Annotated in this window: 23 protein-coding genes; 13 read left to right on the forward strand and 10 right to left on the reverse strand. The window is 42.7% G+C overall.

Annotation, left to right across the window (positions count from 1 at the left end):
• Positions 1-56: 56 nt before the first annotated feature.
• Positions 57-476 carry a BLUF domain-containing protein gene (locus SJY39_RS24205; RefSeq protein ID WP_016796603.1) on the forward strand — a complete coding sequence of 140 codons (420 nt, stop codon included), beginning with the start codon at positions 57-59 and terminating at the stop codon, positions 474-476.
• Positions 477-526: 50 nt separating this feature from the next.
• On the opposite strand, the gene SJY39_RS24210 is transcribed toward SJY39_RS24205, so the two are convergent.
• Positions 527-1,393 (reverse strand): LysR family transcriptional regulator, encoded by an 867-nt coding sequence (locus tag SJY39_RS24210; protein ID WP_016793121.1) that lies wholly within the window; start codon positions 1,391-1,393, stop codon positions 527-529.
• 140 nt (positions 1,394-1,533) lie between these two features.
• Between SJY39_RS24210 and SJY39_RS24215 the strand changes: the two genes are divergently transcribed.
• Positions 1,534-1,908: a nuclear transport factor 2 family protein gene (locus SJY39_RS24215; RefSeq protein WP_010440397.1), complete on the forward strand. Its 375-nt coding sequence runs from the start codon at positions 1,534-1,536 to the stop codon at positions 1,906-1,908.
• A gap of 192 nt (positions 1,909-2,100) precedes the next feature.
• On the opposite strand, the gene proX is transcribed toward SJY39_RS24215, so the two are convergent.
• From proX to proV, 3 genes are read right to left on the reverse strand one after another with little or no spacing between them, the layout of a single operon-like run.
• Positions 2,101-3,108 carry a glycine betaine/L-proline ABC transporter substrate-binding protein ProX gene (proX, locus tag SJY39_RS24220; protein ID WP_372275505.1) on the reverse strand — a complete coding sequence of 336 codons (1,008 nt, stop codon included), beginning with the start codon at positions 3,106-3,108 and terminating at the stop codon, positions 2,101-2,103.
• Positions 3,101-4,204 (reverse strand): glycine betaine/L-proline ABC transporter permease ProW, encoded by a 1,104-nt coding sequence (gene proW, locus SJY39_RS24225; RefSeq protein ID WP_010440393.1) that lies wholly within the window; start codon positions 4,202-4,204, stop codon positions 3,101-3,103. Before proW ends, proX begins: the two co-directional genes overlap by 8 nt.
• 3 nt (positions 4,205-4,207) lie before the next feature.
• Complete coding sequence (gene proV / locus SJY39_RS24230; RefSeq protein WP_010440391.1) at positions 4,208-5,395, reverse strand: glycine betaine/L-proline ABC transporter ATP-binding protein ProV; 1,188 nt, start codon at positions 5,393-5,395, stop codon at positions 4,208-4,210.
• 660 nt (positions 5,396-6,055) lie between these two features.
• Here proV and SJY39_RS24235 point away from each other — a divergent pair.
• On the forward strand, positions 6,056-6,799 hold the full coding sequence (locus SJY39_RS24235) for an HAD-IIB family hydrolase (RefSeq protein WP_016793120.1): 744 nt from the start codon (positions 6,056-6,058) through the stop codon (positions 6,797-6,799).
• Positions 6,800-6,880: 81 nt separating this feature from the next.
• Here the strand turns inward: SJY39_RS24235 and SJY39_RS24240 are convergent, their stop codons facing one another.
• Positions 6,881-7,093, reverse strand: coding sequence for a TIGR02450 family Trp-rich protein (locus SJY39_RS24240; protein WP_010440387.1), 213 nt, complete (start codon positions 7,091-7,093; stop codon positions 6,881-6,883).
• A 169-nt stretch (positions 7,094-7,262) separates the two neighbouring features.
• Here SJY39_RS24240 and SJY39_RS24245 point away from each other — a divergent pair, with 169 nt between their 5' ends.
• The gene (locus tag SJY39_RS24245) at positions 7,263-7,538 is read left to right on the forward strand and encodes a nitrogenase-stabilizing/protective protein NifW (RefSeq protein ID WP_010440385.1); all 276 of its coding nucleotides are present in this window, start codon (positions 7,263-7,265) and stop codon (positions 7,536-7,538) included.
• Positions 7,539-7,675: 137 nt separating this feature from the next.
• A complete protein-coding gene (locus tag SJY39_RS24250) occupies positions 7,676-8,800 on the forward strand; it encodes a M14-type cytosolic carboxypeptidase (protein WP_010440171.1) in 1,125 nt (374 codons plus the stop codon).
• A gap of 180 nt (positions 8,801-8,980) precedes the next feature.
• On the opposite strand, the gene SJY39_RS24255 is transcribed toward SJY39_RS24250, so the two are convergent.
• Positions 8,981-9,337, reverse strand: a complete 357-nt coding sequence (locus SJY39_RS24255; protein WP_010440166.1) for a hypothetical protein — start codon at positions 9,335-9,337, stop codon at positions 8,981-8,983.
• Positions 9,338-9,706: 369 nt separating this feature from the next.
• On the opposite strand from SJY39_RS24255, the gene SJY39_RS24260 reads away from it, so the two are divergent.
• The 3 genes from SJY39_RS24260 (at position 9,707) to SJY39_RS24270 (ending at position 11,924) form a co-directional block, all read left to right on the forward strand.
• Entirely contained in the window at positions 9,707-10,945 is a 1,239-nt protein-coding gene (locus SJY39_RS24260) for a DEAD/DEAH box helicase (RefSeq protein WP_016768594.1), read from the forward strand.
• A gap of 282 nt (positions 10,946-11,227) precedes the next feature.
• Positions 11,228-11,449 carry a hypothetical protein gene (locus SJY39_RS24265; RefSeq protein ID WP_010440159.1) on the forward strand — a complete coding sequence of 74 codons (222 nt, stop codon included), beginning with the start codon at positions 11,228-11,230 and terminating at the stop codon, positions 11,447-11,449.
• Positions 11,450-11,621: 172 nt separating this feature from the next.
• The gene (locus SJY39_RS24270; protein WP_010440156.1) at positions 11,622-11,924 is read left to right on the forward strand and encodes a thiamine-binding protein; all 303 of its coding nucleotides are present in this window, start codon (positions 11,622-11,624) and stop codon (positions 11,922-11,924) included.
• An 82-nt stretch (positions 11,925-12,006) separates the two neighbouring features.
• Here SJY39_RS24270 and SJY39_RS24275 read toward each other — a convergent pair whose 3' ends face one another.
• Together SJY39_RS24275 and SJY39_RS24280 are read right to left on the reverse strand one after the other, a co-directional pair.
• Positions 12,007-12,174, reverse strand: coding sequence for a hypothetical protein (locus tag SJY39_RS24275; RefSeq protein WP_010440154.1), 168 nt, complete (start codon positions 12,172-12,174; stop codon positions 12,007-12,009).
• A 109-nt stretch (positions 12,175-12,283) separates the two neighbouring features.
• Positions 12,284-12,589 carry a DUF1289 domain-containing protein gene (locus SJY39_RS24280; RefSeq protein ID WP_010440151.1) on the reverse strand — a complete coding sequence of 102 codons (306 nt, stop codon included), beginning with the start codon at positions 12,587-12,589 and terminating at the stop codon, positions 12,284-12,286.
• A 197-nt stretch (positions 12,590-12,786) separates the two neighbouring features.
• Here SJY39_RS24280 and SJY39_RS24285 point away from each other — a divergent pair, with 197 nt between their 5' ends.
• The 5 genes from SJY39_RS24285 (at position 12,787) to SJY39_RS24305 (ending at position 17,644) form a co-directional block, all read left to right on the forward strand.
• Entirely contained in the window at positions 12,787-13,233 is a 447-nt protein-coding gene (locus SJY39_RS24285; RefSeq protein ID WP_010440148.1) for an META domain-containing protein, read from the forward strand.
• A 315-nt stretch (positions 13,234-13,548) separates the two neighbouring features.
• Entirely contained in the window at positions 13,549-14,715 is a 1,167-nt protein-coding gene (locus SJY39_RS24290; RefSeq protein WP_010440144.1) for an ABC transporter substrate-binding protein, read from the forward strand.
• Between the two features lie 5 nt (positions 14,716-14,720).
• A complete protein-coding gene (locus SJY39_RS24295) occupies positions 14,721-16,421 on the forward strand; it encodes an ABC transporter permease (protein WP_016768589.1) in 1,701 nt (566 codons plus the stop codon).
• Positions 16,387-17,037 (forward strand): ATP-binding cassette domain-containing protein, encoded by a 651-nt coding sequence (locus SJY39_RS24300; RefSeq protein ID WP_016786262.1) that lies wholly within the window; start codon positions 16,387-16,389, stop codon positions 17,035-17,037. The genes SJY39_RS24295 and SJY39_RS24300 overlap by 35 nt, the downstream gene beginning before the upstream one ends.
• A complete protein-coding gene (locus SJY39_RS24305; protein WP_016793118.1) occupies positions 17,027-17,644 on the forward strand; it encodes a CDP-alcohol phosphatidyltransferase family protein in 618 nt (205 codons plus the stop codon). Before SJY39_RS24300 ends, SJY39_RS24305 begins: the two co-directional genes overlap by 11 nt.
• A gap of 93 nt (positions 17,645-17,737) precedes the next feature.
• Here the strand turns inward: SJY39_RS24305 and SJY39_RS24310 are convergent, their stop codons facing one another.
• Together SJY39_RS24310 and SJY39_RS24315 are read right to left on the reverse strand one after the other, a co-directional pair.
• Positions 17,738-18,691: a class I SAM-dependent methyltransferase gene (locus SJY39_RS24310; RefSeq protein WP_016793117.1), complete on the reverse strand. Its 954-nt coding sequence runs from the start codon at positions 18,689-18,691 to the stop codon at positions 17,738-17,740.
• 8 nt (positions 18,692-18,699) lie between these two features.
• Entirely contained in the window at positions 18,700-19,398 is a 699-nt protein-coding gene (locus tag SJY39_RS24315; RefSeq protein WP_010440123.1) for a TIGR01621 family pseudouridine synthase, read from the reverse strand.
• Between the last annotated feature and the right edge of the window lie 131 nt (positions 19,399-19,529).

Genomic DNA, 19,529 nt, shown 5'->3' on the forward strand with positions numbered 1-19,529 from the left:
CATCAACTTGGCTTATATTTGTAGGTAACCTTTAAACAAAAATTGAAGTGGTGTTTATGTTCCTAACTCGGTTGATTTATGTCAGTACGCTTTGCGAAAGTTGCGACGCCAAAGCTTTAGATGATATTTTGGATATTTCCCGTGACCACAATAAACAAAGCCATTTAACTGGGCTACTTAGTCATAATCAAAAGTATTTTCTTCAGTGTATAGAGGGGTCGAGAGATGCGGTCAATCATACCTACAACCATATTCTCAATGACCATCGCCACAACAACGTGACAATTCTCTATTACAAAGAAATTGATAGCCGACAGTTTGGTGATTGGTCAATGGGTGATATTCCCCAATCTAGCTTGACTGAATTGTTGAGCTTACAATTTTCGGCCTCTAACCAATTTAACCCATATGAAATGTCTGGGGAAAGCGCGTATCAAATGTTATTAGAGCTGAAGCAGAACCTGCCATCTGAGTAATCTCCCTTAACATCGAGTAGACGGTTATTAAGATGAAAACCTCACACCAATTAAATGAAGTCATTTTTGAGTCTATCTTCCAATGCTTGAACACATAGTTTAATGGCGATCGGTGTGTTTGCAGCGAATGGGGTTAACGCATAGACCGTGTTAGTTGGCAATTGAAAGTTCGGTATGACATCGACCACCTCATCGGATAGCTGATGAAGGTAGAAATCTGGTATTACACCAATACCAACGCCTGATTTGATTAAGGCAAGACAGCTGTGGAATGAGTTAGTGGTGCAACTGGCTCGTTGTTGGTAAACAAAGTCTTGCTCACTGTTAGAAGTGAAAGAATGAGTCACCTGCTTTCCCTGCCACGAGTTTGCAATGTATGGAATAGAAGTAAGTTCACTATCTCGCATACTTTCGACGCCACATAACACGTCTTTGAACTCACCCAAACGCTTCTGCTTTAGGTTACTGTCACGTGAGCTTCCCACTCGTACCGCGAGATCAATATCGTGCTCCATGAAGTCCAAGTGCTGGTCATCACCAATCAGTTCTGGTTCTAATTTCGGGTATTGCTTCATTAGCTCTGCAATAACAGGCGCGACGAGCAAGTCCATCAGCGCATTCGGCGCCGTGATTCTAATCCGACCTTGTGGCTCTTCTAATTCTGCTTTCGCCATATCCCAAGCAGAGTCAGCGATCACGTTGATGTCTTTACAGCTTAGATAAAAACGCTCCCCCATACTGGTCAGGATCTGTCTCCGCGTTGTTCGTTTAAGAAGTGAGGCGCCTAACTCTTGTTCCAGTATTTTAAGGTGCTGGCTGACGACAGACTTAGATAGTTCAAGCTTTTCAGCCGCCGCTGATACTGAACCCTGCTCTACAATATGAGCGAAAATAGACATCTGCTTTAGCTTATTCATTTAATTGTTCTCTTTTTACATACAGTCTTTTTTATTATCTCTGTTTTTCCATTCAATTTATAGAACTAAACTGAATCCAACTTATCAAGATACCCAAATCAAAACACAGTGTTTGAAAGAAGACTGTTATGGAGAGAATAATGTTAAACAACCAAATATTAGAAGCATGCAAGCAAGGCATTGACGCATGGCAGAAAGCATTCAACAGCCAAGATGCCAAAGAGTGTGCAGCTCAATACACTGAAGTATGTGTGATGGAAGCGCGTCCGTTTGGTGTTTTTGAAGGTCGTGAAGCGATTCAAGCATTTTGGCAGAATATTATTGACCAAGGCTTCAAAGACGTTGATTACACAGACGTGACGTGGGCAGAACACCCAGAAGGTGGTTACATCCTGACTGCAAGCTGGACGATGAACAAGGCATTCGGTGTCGTGCACCGTGAGCACTGGGCTTTGGAAGGCGATGGCCATGCTCGCCTAGTAAGCGACTACTTTGAAGTTCAAGGCGAACGCTAGAAGCTCAAGAGTAAAACAGAAAGCAAAAAGCCAGCAGTCCAAATAAGACTACTGGCTTTTTTTAGTGATTAACACTTGCCATTGCTTTACTTAATTTGATGGTGATTCGGCGACTCTACACTGGCGCTAAACACGCTCATAATATCAAATTAAAGGGCCAGATATTGTCTGGACGAATACAAGTAAGTGTTATTAAAGTGCTGCTTTCTTCGATTCTGCAATCCAAGCATCAAACGTACTTTGATTCGCTTTAATCCAACCGTTTACATGCGCTTCAATATCAGCAGAGCTGTTTTTGCCTTTGCTCATCATCATGTTCTGAGCACTTACATCGTTGATGTTCAATTTGATGATTTCGAAAAGCTTCGCCGCCGCTGGGTTATTCTTAGCAAACTCTTTGTTCGCGATAATGCGCATCGAGTTCATTTGGAAACCGTAGTTTTTACCATTCGACAACGTTGTATCGACATCAGCACGATCGCCAGGAAGAGATGAGAATGGTACTTCTAGCCACACTACATCATCATTTGGAACCAACACGCCACTCACCCAGTATGGAGTCCAAGTGTAGTAAAGAATCGACTCACCCTTTTGGTAACGCGAAATCGTATCAGCAATAATGGCGGCATAGTTACCTTGGTTATGCGTAACTGTATCATCAAGTTTGAATGCTGAAAGTTGATGTTCGATAACCATCTCACAACCCCAGCCAGGGTTACAGCCCGTTAAGTCTGCTTTACCATCACCGTTTGCATCAAACAGTTTTGCAATTTTCGGGTCGGTCAGTTGGCCAATGTTAGTAATGTTGTACTGTTCTGCCGTTTTTTTATCTATTAGGTAACCTTGTGCCGCGCCACTTACATACTGACCTTCACGATAGAATTTGTCATCGCCACCAGCCATTTTGTATTTATCAGCATGAAGTGGGAACCAACCTACTGTTAAGAACGTTGCATCACCTTTTGCGATAGAAGTGTAAGCTACGTTGTAGTCCACTTCTTGTGTCGCTTTTACGTCGTAGCCAAGTTCTTCTAACGCACGGTTTACGATCAACGTTTGAAATGTTTCCTCAGCGACAGAAGATTGAACTGGCTGAACAGATACACCTTCACCCGGTAAGCTTGCAGCCCAAAGGTTAGTTGATACTGCTAATGTAGAAACGATGCTAACAGCAAGTTTACTCTTCCATGAATTATTCATTGGTTTTTTTCCTTAATTGTAGTTCTGATTTGTTGCCGAGATTGAATGCGTTAAGTACAAGAGAAACAGGTCCCATCTGGTACCAGCGTAATTTTGTGTTGCCTGCGTTAGCGCCTAAAACTTGAGTAATGCGATCAAGCAAGATAGCAAGAATAACGATGCCCAGACCGCCGACAGCCGCAAGTCCCATATCTAGACGGCCGATACCTCTCAATACCATCTGGCCTAAACCACCGACTGCGATCATTGACGCGATAACGACCATAGATAGCGACAGCATCAACGTTTGGTTCACGCCTGCCATGATAGTTGGCAATGCCAATGGCAATTGAATTCGATATAACATCTGCTTTTTGCTGGCACCAAATGAGTGACCTGCTTCTATCAGCTCTTCAGGTACCTGCTGAATGCCCAAGATGGTCAAACGTACCACTGGTGGTAGTGCAAATATGATGGTTACCACTACGCCCGGCACATTACCAATACCAAATAACATAACAATTGGTACCAAATAAACGAAAGCTGGCGTGGTTTGCATAGCATCTAGAATTGGACGCACAAATTTAGCAGCAGTATTACTTCGGGCGAGCCAGATACCCATTGGTAAGCCTATCAATAAACAGAAGAATACCGATGTCATAACCAATGAAAGAGTGGTCATCGCTTCAGACCAAGCACCAATCAAACCGATAAAAGTAAGCGATACTGCAGTCGCAAGACCCAACTTCAAGTTTGAAAACTGCCATGCCAACAAAAATAGAATGATAAGCATAAACGGGGCTGGCGTAGAAACTAATGCCGTTTCAAATGAACTTAGAATGAAATCGATAGGAATTCGTATTGCCTGAAATAACGGACGCCCGTGTTCAACTAACCAATTCAAACCAGATTCAACCCAAGTATCGACAGGCAATACTGCTTCGGCAAATGGGTTAAGTGGGTCAAAAGGTATGGTTTCTACCGTTTCACTGCTTAACCAATCCGCTGATGGTGAGGTGTCAGTTGCTTGACCCCAAGGATCACTTGATGGCTGGGTCGATTGCTCTGAAACAGTAGATTGTGACCATGGGTCATTATTCGTTTGTTCTGATGACATGATCTACCCCTTATCCAATGTTTGTAACAGTCGTGATTTAGTCACCACACCGAAGTAATTGCCTTGTTCATCCACAACAGGGACTGAATAAGGCACACCACCAACAAGGCCAAGTACATCATTGATAGGTAAATCTGGGCTCAGCGTTAAACCATCATCGAGCTGCGCACTAACCAAAGATTTGTTCTCTTTGTGAGCTTGACGAAGAGAATCGACAGAAACGATGCCTGAGTAAAGGCTGCTTTTATCGATAACGATGCCGTATTCACGGTCATTATCCATCAGAATTTGCAGAGCAGAAGCTGGGCCATCGTGTTCCGATTTCTTAAATACTGCAGCCGGTTTCTTACGTGCGATATCTTTCACAGTAAGAACACTTGCTACATTTACGCCTCGGAAAAAGGCTTCAACGTAATCGTTAGCCGGATTGTTAAGAATTTCGTCAGGGGTGCCTACTTGAACCACTTCACCATTTTGCATAATCGCAATTCGGTCACCAATACGCATTGCTTCATCCAAATCATGCGAAATGAACACAATCGTACGTTTGTCATCGTTTTGAAGGCGAATCAATTCATCCTGCATTTCAGTACGAATCAAAGGGTCGAGTGCAGAAAATGCTTCATCCATTAACAAGATATCTGGGTCACATGCTAGGGCACGAGCCAAACCAACACGTTGCTTCATACCACCAGATAATTCATCTGGGTAAGATTCCGAATACGGCCCAAGACCTACTCGCTCCAAGGCTTCAAATGCAGATTGTTTGCGTTTACTTAGCTCAACACCCGCAAGCTCAAGGCCAAATGCTGCGTTTTCTATCACCGTCATGTGTGGCATCAAAGCGAAATTTTGGAAAACCATAGAGATGTTGTTGCGGCGAACTTCGCGGAGTTCATCTTCTGAGATGTGGGCAATATCTTTGCCTCGAAGAAGCACATTACCTTTGGTGGGTTCAATTAAGCGATTAAGAAGGCGTACTAGGGTTGATTTGCCAGATCCTGACAGTCCCATTATTACGAAAATCTCGCCTTCTTTGATACTAAGAGAAACATCGTTAACGCCGATCGTTAGACCTGTTTCTTCGAAAACTTTGTCTTTGTTTGCGCCTTCACTGATCATCGTAAAAGCACGGTCGGTGTCTTCACCAAACACCTTGTACAGTCCCTTAACTTCCAGTATGGGATCCATGAAATCTAATCCTTTGTTAGTTATTTAAACTTAAAAATGGTTATTTAAACTTAAAAATGGTCATCTAAATTCAAAAAAACAATTAGCACTCTAAGCAATCCAGCAGAGTAAATCAAGGGGTTGCATTCGGTAAAGGCCAGTTAAAACTACCAAATAACATATAAAAAACAAGGTTAAAATAAAAAGAGTAATTCAATAAAATACTGATAATAAAAGACATTAAGCAATCACAAATGCGCACGGAATTATGTATTACTTACTGACAGATTATTGAATATTTATTTTACATTAGTACAAGGAATAGGCTGAACGAACCAAGATTAAGCATAAATAGTTCGTGTACAAATAATTCGAATACAAACTATTGGTTAAGTTTTTCGGGTGCTTAAAAACTGGAAGTTCAAGCGAACAGAAAAGTGGCAAAATCACGGCATAAAGGGAAAAAGTCGATAAGGCCAATTCTATTAAGATGAACCCAGGTTGGTCGAAATATCTTCAACCTTTAAAAATACAACACCAGTTGTGATACTTGCTGCAAACTATCAAATATCGATTATCTAGACCAAAAGACGACTTGTAGAGTACTAGCAGCTGAGCCATTCTTTATGCAAGGCGTCGATCTTTTCTACCTATCGATTAAAGAAAAAAAAAGGGATTCTGATGATAAAAATGTTGGTGTGTGACTTTGATGGGACACTTGATGGAGGCTCATCTCATGGAGTAAATCAGTTATCTGACTACTTAACTGACCAAACAGATATCCGCTTTATCATTGCGACAGGTAGAACCTTACCTTCCATCAGGGTTGGATTAGCTTCAAACAACTACCCAAAACCTCACAGTATTATCAGCGATGTTGGTACAAGAATTCATCACAACCACTCCCAATTGCCTGATCATATTTGGCATAACCAGTTAGAAGCTTCTTGGAACAAATCAAAAGTAGAGTTGGCGCTCGCATCACTGAATTTCATGGGTGAACGTTTGGAAAACCATCAAGGCGATTACAAAATTACTTTTGAAGGGAAATTATCTGAACCTCAACAAACGCTGATTGGATTGAGCTTGAAATCGCACGGCCTAGACGTCCATCTCACTTACTCTCACGACTGGTACTTAGATATAACGCCCAAAGGAGTTAATAAAGCCACGGCGATTCGTCATCTGCTCAAACAGCATGATTTGAGTGTTGAAGAAGTGTGCGTTGCAGGTGACTCTGCGAACGACACATCTATGCTTACTATAGAAGGCGTCAACTCAATATTGGTGGCGAACCATTATCCGGAAGTTGCTCACCTGTCCGTCAGAGAAAATGTTTACACCAGCACAGCAACACACGCCGCGGGCGTTTTAGAGGGGCTGAAGTACTGGCAAAAACGAGCATCTGTAAACAAACATCTGTAAATAGTGGATAGGAACTAGCTCGTGAGCCACGAACCTGTTTCTTAATCAAGGGAAAAGGCTTCTCGATTACTTTTCTTACTCCTACTTCCAACCAGGGAGCCAGTGTTGGTTGTCGGTTAGCTCTCGCCAGTTAATAGCTTCCTCTCGCTTGGTCATCACTGCCTCTATTAAGCAACGAATTACCTCCCCTTCTTCAAATTCAACCTCTGTGATCATAAAGTGCTTTTCTTTTTTTACTGGGCTAACGGCAGTCCATTTACTGCGAAGTAATTTCTTTGGATTAATTCGATTCATGGGTTATCTCTCGCTGTGATGTTTCAAACTATAAGTACGCAATAACAAAAGGGATCACTTTAATCTGTAAGTTGACACTTAAAACTGGGGAGCTCATAACTAAGGTCAATAAATCAAACCATAGGCTTAGTACAATACCTGTTATTGATGAGTCACAAATAAGCTACCCATGAATCAAACAGAGTTCCAACAAAAAATAACGAGCTTCACTTCTATCGAACAAGCGCTTGATTACTTTGAAATTGGGTTTGATAGCAAGTTCATCGACCAAAACAGAATAGAACTGATGAAGCGTTTTAACGGTTATCTGATTCTGTCAAAGCCCGACGATTGGTTTTCTGGACGAAGAGCATTGAAAAACGCCTACTGTAAGGTTCAACGTAGTAAGTTAGATCGCCACACACGTTCTGCCTGTCGTGGTTGTACTACTTGCCAACGTCGCTAGTTTCAAGTCAGAAAACTCAAAGGTAGATAATAAGAAATAGATAATTGAAATAACATCTCATTGCGATCTCGCTAGTGGTTTGCTCGAAAAAAAGTGTGCTAGTCTTACGGCAACTCAACTACGAGATAAAAACTACAATGAAAATTTTCAGCAATTTCGAAAGCGGCAACATTCACGTCGTTTCAGCAGATTCACCACAAAACATTCAACTGACGATCCCAGCAGACAACCAGACTGAAATCTCTCAATGGTTTCACTTCCGTTTAGAAAGTGAAGATCAACAAGCTCACCACTTTGAAATCGGCCAATTGGCAACATCAGCCTATCCTGAAGGCTGGAAAGATTACGATGTTGTTGCATCTTATGATCGTGAAGAGTGGTTCCGTGTTCCATCTCAGTTCGATGGCGATACACTAAGCTTTGATATCATTCCTGAACACGATTCAATGTACTTCGCCTATTTCGCGCCTTACTCATATGATCGTCACCAAGATCTCCTGCACAGTGCTCAAACGCACCCGGCTTGTAAGTTAGAAACGCTGGGTCACACGCTAGACAACAATGACATCACTTTGCTAACCATTGGTGAGCCAAGTGAAGAGAAGAAAAACATCTGGGTTATTGGTCGCCAACACCCGGGCGAGACTATGGCTGAATGGCTGATCGAAGGCTTGTTGCAACGTTTACTTGATGAAACAGACACAGTAGGTCGTTCTCTTCTAGATAACGTTGTTTTCCACGTTGTACCGAACATGAACCCAGATGGCAGTATCCGTGGTCACCTGCGTACCAACGCGATTGGCGTTAACCTTAACCGTGAATGGCAATCGCCATCTCTAGAACGTAGTCCTGAAGTTTTCCTTGTGCGTGAGCGTATGCTAGAAACTGGCGTTGACATGTGTCTAGACATTCACGGCGACGAAGCAATCCCATATAACTTTGTTGCGGGTAGCGAAGGTACGCCGTCATACAGTGAGCGCATTGAAAAACTAGAGAACCACTTCAAGCAAGCCCTTCTGACTATCACTCCCGAATTCCAAGATGAATTTGGTTACGATAAAGACGAACCAGGAAAAGCGAATATGACAGTGGGCACAAACTGGATAAGCGAACAGTTCAAGTGTTTGGCTTATACAGTGGAGATGCCATTTAAAGACCACATCAGCCACGCTGATGAACTTTACGGTTGGTCTCCAGAGCGTAGCGTTGCATTCGGTCACGACATGCTAGCGGCAGTTTGGGCGACAGCAGGCAAACTCTAATTGACGTCACGCTAACCTAACCAAAGACATATTTTTTGCGATTTTGGTTAGAAGTGCTGCGTAAAGATATTGCTATACAAAAACGACAAAGCCCGGTGCATTCAGATGCGCCGGGCTTTTTGATTTCTTATCTACTTGTCTAATCTACTAATCTACTAATCTACTAATCTACTAATTAGCTTAGGCCACTCTCAAGTTAGCAAAGAAGACCGGGTATCTCTGCCGAATATGCCTTTGTTCTGACACCATATCTTTGAAGCTTGGGCCTTGAGACAATTGAACAATCACTTCATCGCCCTCTTGTCGCAACACAGCCCCACTAATATCAACACTATTGTTGTCGTGTAGTCTTAACGTTCCCGCCATTGAAAAGCCGCGGTAAACAGGAATGACGTTTTGCATCATTAGACGCACACCCTTTTCAGAAACCTCACTGACATGAAAAAGCTCATCCTTAATTCGCATCACCGGACGTGCCCTTTTAGGGTACTTTAAACGATAATATTGGCGTTTCTGGGTGAACGATTCTTCACACATCAGTGACTCCTGTCTCTTTTGATTGATCAGTAATAAGCTATCGATTAGTTTCAGTTAACGCTTTAAAATTGATGTATTCATTGCATTAATATCTAGTAATTATATCGACTTAATGAACGAATACTTTAAGTAATTTGAGCTGGGAGCTTGGTATTACCTAAAACTCTGCAAAAACTGAGATGTCGGTCATATACTACGAGCGGAACATCATATCTAAACAAAAATCCAAACCTAAATCATTACTCATAAAATATCCTGAACGTTTTTCACACTTATACTCGAAAAGTTTGTCACGAAGATAGCAAAACTCATTCTCTAACTTTTACAGCCCTGTTAGACTCCACATCCACTTTGATACCTGGTTCATTTATGTCGTTTGATAAACTAACCCTTAACGCAAAAACTGTCGCAGCCATTCCTTCTCGATTCAATACACCGACTGAGATACAGCAAGCGACCGTACCCAAGATTGTCGCAGGCCAAGATGTTCTTGCGCTCGCGCAGACGGGCAGTGGAAAAACGTTGGCGTTCGGCTTACCTTTATTGAACAACATCAATATCGACTTGAATGAACTGCAAGCCATCATCATAGTTCCAACTCGTGAACTCGCATCACAAGTGGCTGAAGCTCTTGAACCCATTGCAACAGAACTCTCAATTAAAACCATCACATTAAGCGGTGGTGTCAACATAGATAATCAGCAACAGCTGTTATCAGAGAAACCGCAACTTGCTATTGCTACGCCTGGCCGCTTACTCGCTGTGATCCAAACTGGGGAGCTTGAGTTAGCTCGCTGCGTATCTTTGGTGCTTGATGAAGCAGACCGTTTGCTCGATATGGGTTTCTGGCCCGATATTCAAAGCATTACTGATGCTCTTCCAGTGAAACGTCAATCATCGCTGTTTTCAGCTACGCTTCCCCAAGAACTGGTTAGCCAAGCGGAAGCACTTCTCAGTCATCCAGTAAAAATTGCGGCACACCAAGAGAATAGCGTTGTCTCTGCCATTGATGAAACGCTCTATCTCGTGAACAAAGGCAGTAAAGCTCAAGCGCTCCTTGCTCTACTTAATCAGAACGATTGGTCACAGGTTTTGGTGTTTATCGGAGCAAAAGATAACGCTGACGCACTAACCAAACGTTTAAACAAAGCAAAAATCAGTGTCTGTGCACTGCATGGAAACAAGAACCAAGAAGAACGTACCTTAGCACTAGAGAGTTTCAAGAATGGTGAAACACGAGTTCTCATTGCGACCGATGTGATGGCTAGAGGTATTCATATCGAGCAACTGCCGGTCGTGATCAACTTTGATTTACCTGCACACTCGGCAACTTATGTACATCGTGTTGGACGAACAGCAAGAGCAGGAAGTGCTGGAGTCGCAATATCTCTTGTTAGTCACAGTGAGAATGAATGTTTAAACGCGATTCGTTCTCTGACCAATAAACCGTTATCGTTACAATCACTGGAAGGGTTCCCTGTCACAGACAAGCCAGCGTCAGAAGCAACCGCTCGTAAGCGCCCGCCCAAAGACAAAATGGCCAACCGCAGAACCGCAAAGAAAAAAAGTGTGAAGCAATTTAAGAGCAAGCCAAATCACACTAAATAGTTCCTTGTTCTAAATTGAATCCTCCCATAAGCGCCCAAATTTTTCTGGGCGTTTTTACGTTCGCTGTTGAGCTTGAGCAATAAATATTTTAGGAAGAGATAAGCATTTTTATTGAAGAATAATGCACCTCTGCGCGCCATTTTAAGTGACACTTTTGTGAATTATGATGCCAACGTATTGATTCTTGGTTGCTCAAAAAAAATACTTTCTGATCACGTTGACGCCCCTATATTTGGCAACTAGATTTTTCTACTAGTGTCTAAAAACCGGGAGGTCATCGAAATGAAACGTGCAAGCTCTACATACCGATTACAACTGATTAAGGAAGTGGCTACTCGCCGAGATCGTCAACGTTCGAATGACCCGATGGCAAACTACATACAAAACCTGATAGATAACAAAGATGAGTGTGATACTTCTGTAGAACGTAACCACAGATTCAGTGGCAGTCATTTTGATGAGCATATTGGTGGTTGGGTTAGTGATCATTGGGGTAGCAAATAGCAGTGTCATTAGGCAAACCCATGTTATTAGGTTAGCTGATCAATAAGAGCACCCAACAAATGAACTAGATTTGTCGCTGTAGAATTTATCTCCGCATTAACCTATCATCTGCAACAATTCCCCCTCATTGAGTAAGCAGAAAGTGTCTGAGTTAAAAAGAGAAAAACAAGTGATGGTTGCCTTCCAAGTGATTCCTCGCGTTAAAGAAGGCAACAATTTCGAAGTGGTTGATAAGGCACTTGAAGTGGTTAAGGCAGCGGATGTTCCTTTCCAAATCGGCGCGATGGAAACCACGATGAAAGGTGAACTCAACCAACTACTCGATATAATTAAAAAGGCTGAACAAGCTTGTTACGATGCCGGTGCTGTCGAAGTCATCACAAACATCAAAATTCACAGTAAAACCACCGATGCCGATGATACATTCTGTACTTATCATCGTGGTGTAAAGAAAGCGAATCACATGTTTGTATAAGTTTACCTATTAGCCATGTTTAGCCATGTTTAGCCTTTAGGCGATTTTAATCTGTCGAAGAGGTTCTGAAGAATCTGTGATGTTATTGAAAAGGCATGTCTGAAAGATGTGAAAGGATTTCCATTCTTTCTTCTTCGGTCATTGAATGCCAATCACGCGCGCTTTGTTCAGGGTCATCTTTCGCCCCAATAGGTTTTCGATCCAATGCTTTGATTGGTTTCTTTTTGAGTTTTGCGTGCTTTTTATTCATACCGACATCACTCCTTCTGGTACAAAGGTACCTACCTTAATATTACACGCCAACCATTATGTAAAGTAATAGTTGCTTTGGAGTTAAATAAAATATTGATAGTTCCACATTAGCCGAAAAGTTCTCTTTGAGGAGTGGTACTTCCCTCTTCGTTAACTTGCTCACCCTGTGTATTATTTTTATTACCAACTAGGTTAGTTTTGCTATCGATTAAGTTCTTTTGCTTCATTATTTTTCTTCTATAACGCTGACGACATAACTTAATAACGTGCAACTGCTCAGACGGCGTCATCGCCATCCAGTTAAAGCGCTCCTCTCTTTTGCGCATGCAACCATTGCAATAACCTTTATCATCGCTTGAACACACCCCAACGCAAGGGCTTGGAACTTGAAAAAACTCTAACTGCTCCACCATGTCTCCTCACTTCCTGAAACAATAAAAGTTAAGCTTACTAATTAAAAAGTAAGCGATTAATTTGTCGCCTCGCTCATAAAATTCATACTAAACTATGACCTTATACTGACACATATAGTGTTTTGTAAACTATACTTTGAACCCATCAAGTTACACCTTTTTCAGTAACTTCGTTTTTTCTTTTGGAGCCTTTTAATATGAAGTTTAGTTCAAAAAAATTACTAGCAGTAGCCGCTTTACCTATGTTGCTAGCAGCATGCACAACAACAGGTGATAACGCGATGCAAGTAACACCAACCGATCTACAGCACCATAACTGGGAACTTGCTCAAATTGATGGCAAGGACATTGAGAAAAGCGAAAACCAAGCGACTCCTCGCCTGGAAATCGGTGAAAAGATGACTGCGAACGGCATCGCTGGCTGTAACAACTTCTTTGGCCAAGGCGAGCTGAAAGACGGCCAGTTCCGTATTAAGCAAATGGGCATGACAATGAAGATGTGTCACGGCTCTGCAATGGAAATCGAACAGTCGGTTTCAGCGACTCTTAGCGAGTGGAGTGACGTAACCCTAACAAAAGACACACTAGTATTGAAAAACGACGTGCATACGCTAACGTACACCATTCGTGATTGGGTAAACTAGCCTCGATTAACAATATACTGTCGATACCAGACATTGATCAAAGGAGCCTTATCGGCTCCTTTTTTATTGCTTAAAATCGCCCTTTTCTTCACCAAAACTTTACTTCTCATCGAATTTTCGTACTCACGTCCAATAAACATTAAAAATCTCTCATTTAGGTGCAATTAATTCACTGGTTTAACGGTCTGTTGTTAGGATGGCAGAAGCCTCTAATTCACTGTTGAATTAGAAATTATTTCAGAAACAGATAGAATAACTGTTAGGGAATTCGAAATAGCAAAGCTCTTGCCCGTTCACTACCAAATGGAAAAGTTTATGAACAAGATAGTAAGTACGTTAGGAATCATGGCAACTGTTGCATACAGTGCAACTATTTATGCTGATGAAGTAACATCAACAGATAATTGGAACCAAATTGAACAGCAAGCAGAAGGACAAACTGTTTACTTTCACGCTTGGGGCGGTAGCCAAGAGATCAATCGTTACATACAGTGGGCAGGCAAGCAGTTACAAAATGAGTATGGTGTCACTTTAAAGCACGTAAAAGTAACCGATATCGCAGAAACAACCACGCGTTTGATTGCTGAAAAAGCAGCAGGAAAAAACAGTGAAGGCAGTGTTGATATTGTTTGGATCAACGGTGAAAATTTCCGCTCAATGAAAGACAATAGTCTACTCTTTGGGCCGTTTACTCAATCACTTCCAAACTGGCAGTACGTTGATAAATCTCTACCAATTGATGTCGACTTCTCTGAACCAACCGAAGGTCTAGAAGCACCTTGGGGTGTAGGGCAACTGGTTTTCATCCATGATCAAGAGACGCTACACAACCCTCCTCAGTCATTTTCGGAAATGTTGAGTTACGCTCAAGCTTTTCCTAATCGCCTAAGTTACCCTCGACCACCTGAGTTTCACGGTACTAGCTTTATCAAATCTCTACTCATTGAGTTGACCAACAATAACCCAGCACTATCTAAACCGGTTTCAGAAGACGATTTTCAATCCGTTACCGCTCCACTATGGGCTTACTTAGATAAATTCCATAAAGTCGCTTGGCGTGGTGGCAAACAGTTCCCGGCTGGTACATCAGAGAGCATTCAACTGCTTGATGACGGGCAGATCGACCTTGCGATCACGTTCAATCCAAATGCTGTGTTCTCTGCGCAATCTAGCGGAAAACTGGCAGAAAGCACCAAAGCTTATGCGCTAGAGAGTGGCGCACTCTCAAACATTCACTTCTTAGCGATCCCTTGGAATGCCAACTCTTCTGCAGGTGCACAAGTAGCCATCAACTTCTTACTCAGCCCAGAAGCACAATCACGTAAAGGTGACCTGAATATTTGGGGTGACCCTTCAGTATTAAGTAGTAAATACTTAACTGGCAGCGCTAAAAATACTCAGCAATTCAAATCGGTTGATGAACCTCACCCTAGTTGGCAAGCTGCACTCGAGAAAGAGTGGCTTAAGCGATACGGTAACTAAATTTGATGCTACACGCCCTATATTTTGTTGTTATAGCAGTGTGCATAATCCCAACGATCCCTGGGGTTGCGGGAGTGGTTGCTTCATCACTAAGCTTTATCCCGCCCTTGGGTCTAGTGGAACCTTCGCTCAACGGTTTTGAACAAGTCTTTCAATGGGAAGGCGTTTGGCACTCTATTGCTCTGAGTTTATCTTCTGCTTTTGCGAGCAGTTACATCGCCTGCTTTCTCACTTTTTGTATTATCCAAGCAACCTGGGGAAAGCCTTTTTGGAAAAAAATTGAGCTAACGTTGTCCCCAATGCTCGCTATTCCGCATGTTGCTTTTGCAATCGGGTTTGCTTTTTTGTTTAGCCCTACCGGCCTTGGCGCCAGAGCTTTACATCAATTAGTCGGAGAAGCTGGCAACAGTTCTGAGCTTGCATTATTGGTCAAAGACCCTTATGCATTCGGGCTGATCATTATGCTCGCAATAAAAGAAATTCCATTTTTATTGCTAATGAGCTTATCGATACTTCAACAGATCGATGTTGAACGCATTACTAAAGTCAGTGCTTCATTGGGCTACAGTCGTTCTCAAATTTGGTGGAAGGTTATTTTCCCACAGTGGTTTACCAAGCTTCGCTTCCCAATGCTGGCGGTACTCGCTTATAGTTTATCGGTTGTCGACATTGCACTGATTCTCGGGCCAACCAATCCCCCAACTTTTGCAGTATTAGTATGGCAGTGGTTTAACGACCCAGATCTGAGCTTATTACCACGCGCTGCGGCTGGTGCTATTGTCTTGTTTGTTTTGGCGTCACTTATCATTGCCACAGCACGACTGATTGAGTGGTCATTGCTAAAACAGTTCAAGTTTTGGCAGTTTTCTGGTCGCACAGGAATTAACTTACCAGGAAAAACAGTCTTCACGATTCTTGCTGCATTATCGTTACTCATTATCCCGTTAATGATTATATGGAGCATAGCTCAACGCTGGCGTTTTCCAGACTTATTGCCAAGCCGATATAGCCTAAAATTTTGGGAGTATGAGTGGGACGGTATCTTAAGTACCGTCGGACAAAGCTTATGGATTGCTCTTGCTTCAGCGTCAGTTGCATTATTGCTAGCGTTGGTTGCTCATGAATATCGAATCAGGCACAGATGGCAAGTGCCAGGTTTTATTATCGCGATCCCAATGTTAATCCCTCAGCTTTCAGTGTTATTCGGACTACAGGTGACAACACTCTATATTGGCAGTAGTGCTTACGAGCTGTGGGTGATTTGGGCTCATGTTTTCTTTGCCTTCCCGTTTGTTTATTTATCTTTGGATGGCCCATGGAAAAGCTTCAATGATGGCTTGATAAAAGCCTCACTCAGCCTAGGAAAATCACCATTTCAGAGTTGGTGCTCAATCAAGCTACCAATCCTGCTCCCTGCTATTGCTTTTGCATGGGCAGTTGGAATCAGTGTGAGTTTGGCTCAGTACTTACCAACATTAATGTTGGGCGCTGGCAGAATTAGCACCATTACTACAGAAGCTGTCGCACTTACCAGTGGCTTCGACCGCAGGGTAACCGCTATTTATGCCATCTGGCAGGCTCTATTACCTCTGTTCTTTTTCTCTTTAGCGATAGTTGTCAGTCGACTTCAACTTAGATATCGCCGTCTTACTTTTAAAGGTTTTCTCACCAATGAGTCTGTATCTCAACGACCTCGCCATCCATAAAAAAGGAGGCGATTCGCTATTTTCAGCGCTAAACGTAACGCTAGAATCAGGCCAAGTATTGGCTTTGATGGGGCCTAGTGGCTGTGGAAAATCGACCTTATTAGATGCCATCGCTGGACATCTCAATGGCGAGTTTTCGTATACCGGGAGTGTTGTTTTAAACGACATTCACCTTGATAACATCCCCTCACATCAACGTAAGGTTGGGATATTATTTCAAGACGATTTATTGTTCCCTCACCTCAAGGTATGGGAAAACTTAGCATTCTCACTTCCAAATTCAATTAGGGGCTCGGCTCGTCAAAATCAAGCGATGAAAGCACTCCAGGATATTGAACTGACACACTTAGCTGAATCGTTCCCTGACCAAATATCAGGGGGCCAAAGGGCAAGAGTAAGCTTAGCTCGTATGCTATTAGCTAAGCCAAAACTAGCTCTGCTTGACGAACCGTTCAGTAAGCTAGATCAGGAGTTGAGAGCACAGTTTCGCGATTGGGTGTTTGAGCAACTCAGCAAAGCCAATATACCAACGTTGATGGTGACGCACGACGAAACCGATGTACCAAAAGGAGCCCAAGTACTTTCTTGGCCGTGGAGGAGTCATCATGCTAGATAAGTATTCCATCAAGATCATCAAGTGGCCACTTAACCAATCAGCTAAGCTATTGAATCAAGTAGGCATCACAGCAAACCAAACGACCTTGTTTGGCTTTTTGGTTGGCTGTTTAGCTTTTCCTGCGCTTGCATTACAACAATACGATTGGGCTTTGGGCTTCATTGTATTGAATAGAGTTTGCGACGGACTGGATGGGGCTTTGGCTCGAATCCAAGGAATTAGTGATGCTGGTGGCTTTCTCGATATCAGCTTGGACTTTTTATTCTATTCACTCATCCCTTTTGGCTTTGTTGTTGCCAACCCAGAACACAATGCCATTGCAGGCGCGTTTTTGATCTTTTCATTTATCGGCACAGGCAGTAGTTTCTTAGCGTTTGCAGTGATGGCAGGCAAACGCGGTATCGAGAACCCAGTCTACAAACATAAGTCTCTGTACTACATGTCTGGGCTAACCGAAGGCACAGAAACTATCGCTTGTTTTATTGTGTTTTGTATTTTTCCTCAGCACTTTGCCGTTATTGCCTATATTTTTGGCGCAGCGTGTTGGCTAACGACGTTCATGCGTATTTATTTTGGTTTTCACACACTAAAAAACCAAGCTAGTTAATAAATGAGTTAGTTTCTTGCACCTATAAAAACGCCGCTCATTGTGAGCGGCGTTTTCTATATTAGTATGGATAATGCCCACTAAATCATGACATCAAGCTTCAGCTGAAGCCGTGATTTTAAACCTCAATACCTTCAGGCTTGAATCAAGGTCGACATCGACAAACTCAGGCGGGTTGTCTAAACGTTCAATAAACTCAACGCTTGGCGCTTCTTCTACCATCGTTTCAATCAAGAAGTTGGGTGATACTGCTGGTGAGTTAACACAAGCAATCACTTCTCCACCTTCCGTTAGAAGTTCAGGCAAACGACGTAGGATCTTTTTGTAATCTTTGGTTAAAGCAAAACTGCCTTTCTGGAAAGATGGCGGATCGATGATCACTAGCTCATATGGGCCGCCCTTCTTGATTTTCCCCCACGACTTAAATATATCGTAGCCAAGGAAGTTAACCGATCGCATATCGTGCTCATTCAGACGGTGGTTATCACGACCTTTATTCAACGAGCCACGAGACATATCCACGTTCATGCATTGACGAGCGCCACCAGCGATAGCCGCGACAGAGAAACCACAAGTGTATGCGAACAGGTTAAGAACATTCTTATCCTTGGCATTATCTTGTACCCACTGACGACCATTACGCATGTCTAGGAACAGACCGAAGTTCTGATTACGGCCAATGTCTAATTGATACTTAAGACCGTGCTCAACCACAACGGGTGAGTCATTGAGTTCGCCCCATAAAACCTCTGAAGGCGCGCCATCGGCATAACGGTGTTGCAGAACAATACTTGTGCCCTGTTTTGCTTGCCAGATGTCTTTATTAGTCAGATCAACCAATCCAGCTTTAAGCGATGATAAGAATTCGTCATCCACCTCTTTGAATACGTTAACCAATAACTGCCCATCAACCCAGTCACATGTCAGTTGTTCTAGGCCCGGCCAAAACTTACCACGACCGTGAAAAATACGGCGTAGCTCATTCGGCACTTCATTAAGTTGCTGTTCAATATGACTAAAAAACAGAGGTAAAGCTGATGCTTCCATTATTTCACTCACTTAGTATTTAGCTTCGGCCAAGTTAATGACCAAGGTTCAAGCCAACTGTCTAAACCATTAGACACGGTTTCTTGATGCCACTTCTCACCCAAGGAATCAAGGTTCCTCGGGTCACAGACATATTCATAGGCTTGGGATTGATAGGTAAATCGAATCGCGAAAGCGTGCAGATAGCCTCTGTCAGCCTCACTCGATGGATTATAAATAGGGTCACCAACAATAGCGGAGCCGATCGACTTCATCGCGACACGGATCTGATGCGTCCTTCCTGTATAGGGCTTACATAATAGCAAACGCTCGCCGGGTTCTGCCGTTGCCGATAAAAACTGGGTAATCGCTGGGTTGTCTTTGGATGTCAGAAGCTTCCAACTAGAACGTCTTGAACGTTCCATATCACCTGAAATCAAACCCTGCTTTTTCTTTGGCTTTTTAGAACCAATCGCAAGGTAATATTTCTCAACCTCACGCTTTGCGAACAACTGCGAAAGCTCGCTTGCTGCCGAAGCATTCTTTGCTAGCAGTAGAATACCTGAAGTCATTTTATCAAGGCGATGTACAAGATATAACTTAGGCTCATTAATCGCTTTAACAACTTCTTGAAGCAACATGGTATCGCCATCGTCTTTATGAACGCTGACGCCAGGATGCTTGTTAATAAGTAAAAAATCAGGATGGTTCAGAAGGATATCGAACATGTAAAGGCTAGCTCCATTGTAGAACGGGGAGTATACCGCGTCTGAACCCAGATTCCAGCTAGGAAAAAGCCCAATCGACTCAATAAACATTGAATAATTGGGCTCATTTTTCGTCTGACTGTTTAGGTGAT

This window comes from Vibrio sp. R78045 (assembly GCF_042466085.1).
In the GTDB taxonomy this organism is placed as follows: Bacteria; Pseudomonadota; Gammaproteobacteria; order Enterobacterales; family Vibrionaceae; genus Vibrio; species Vibrio cyclitrophicus.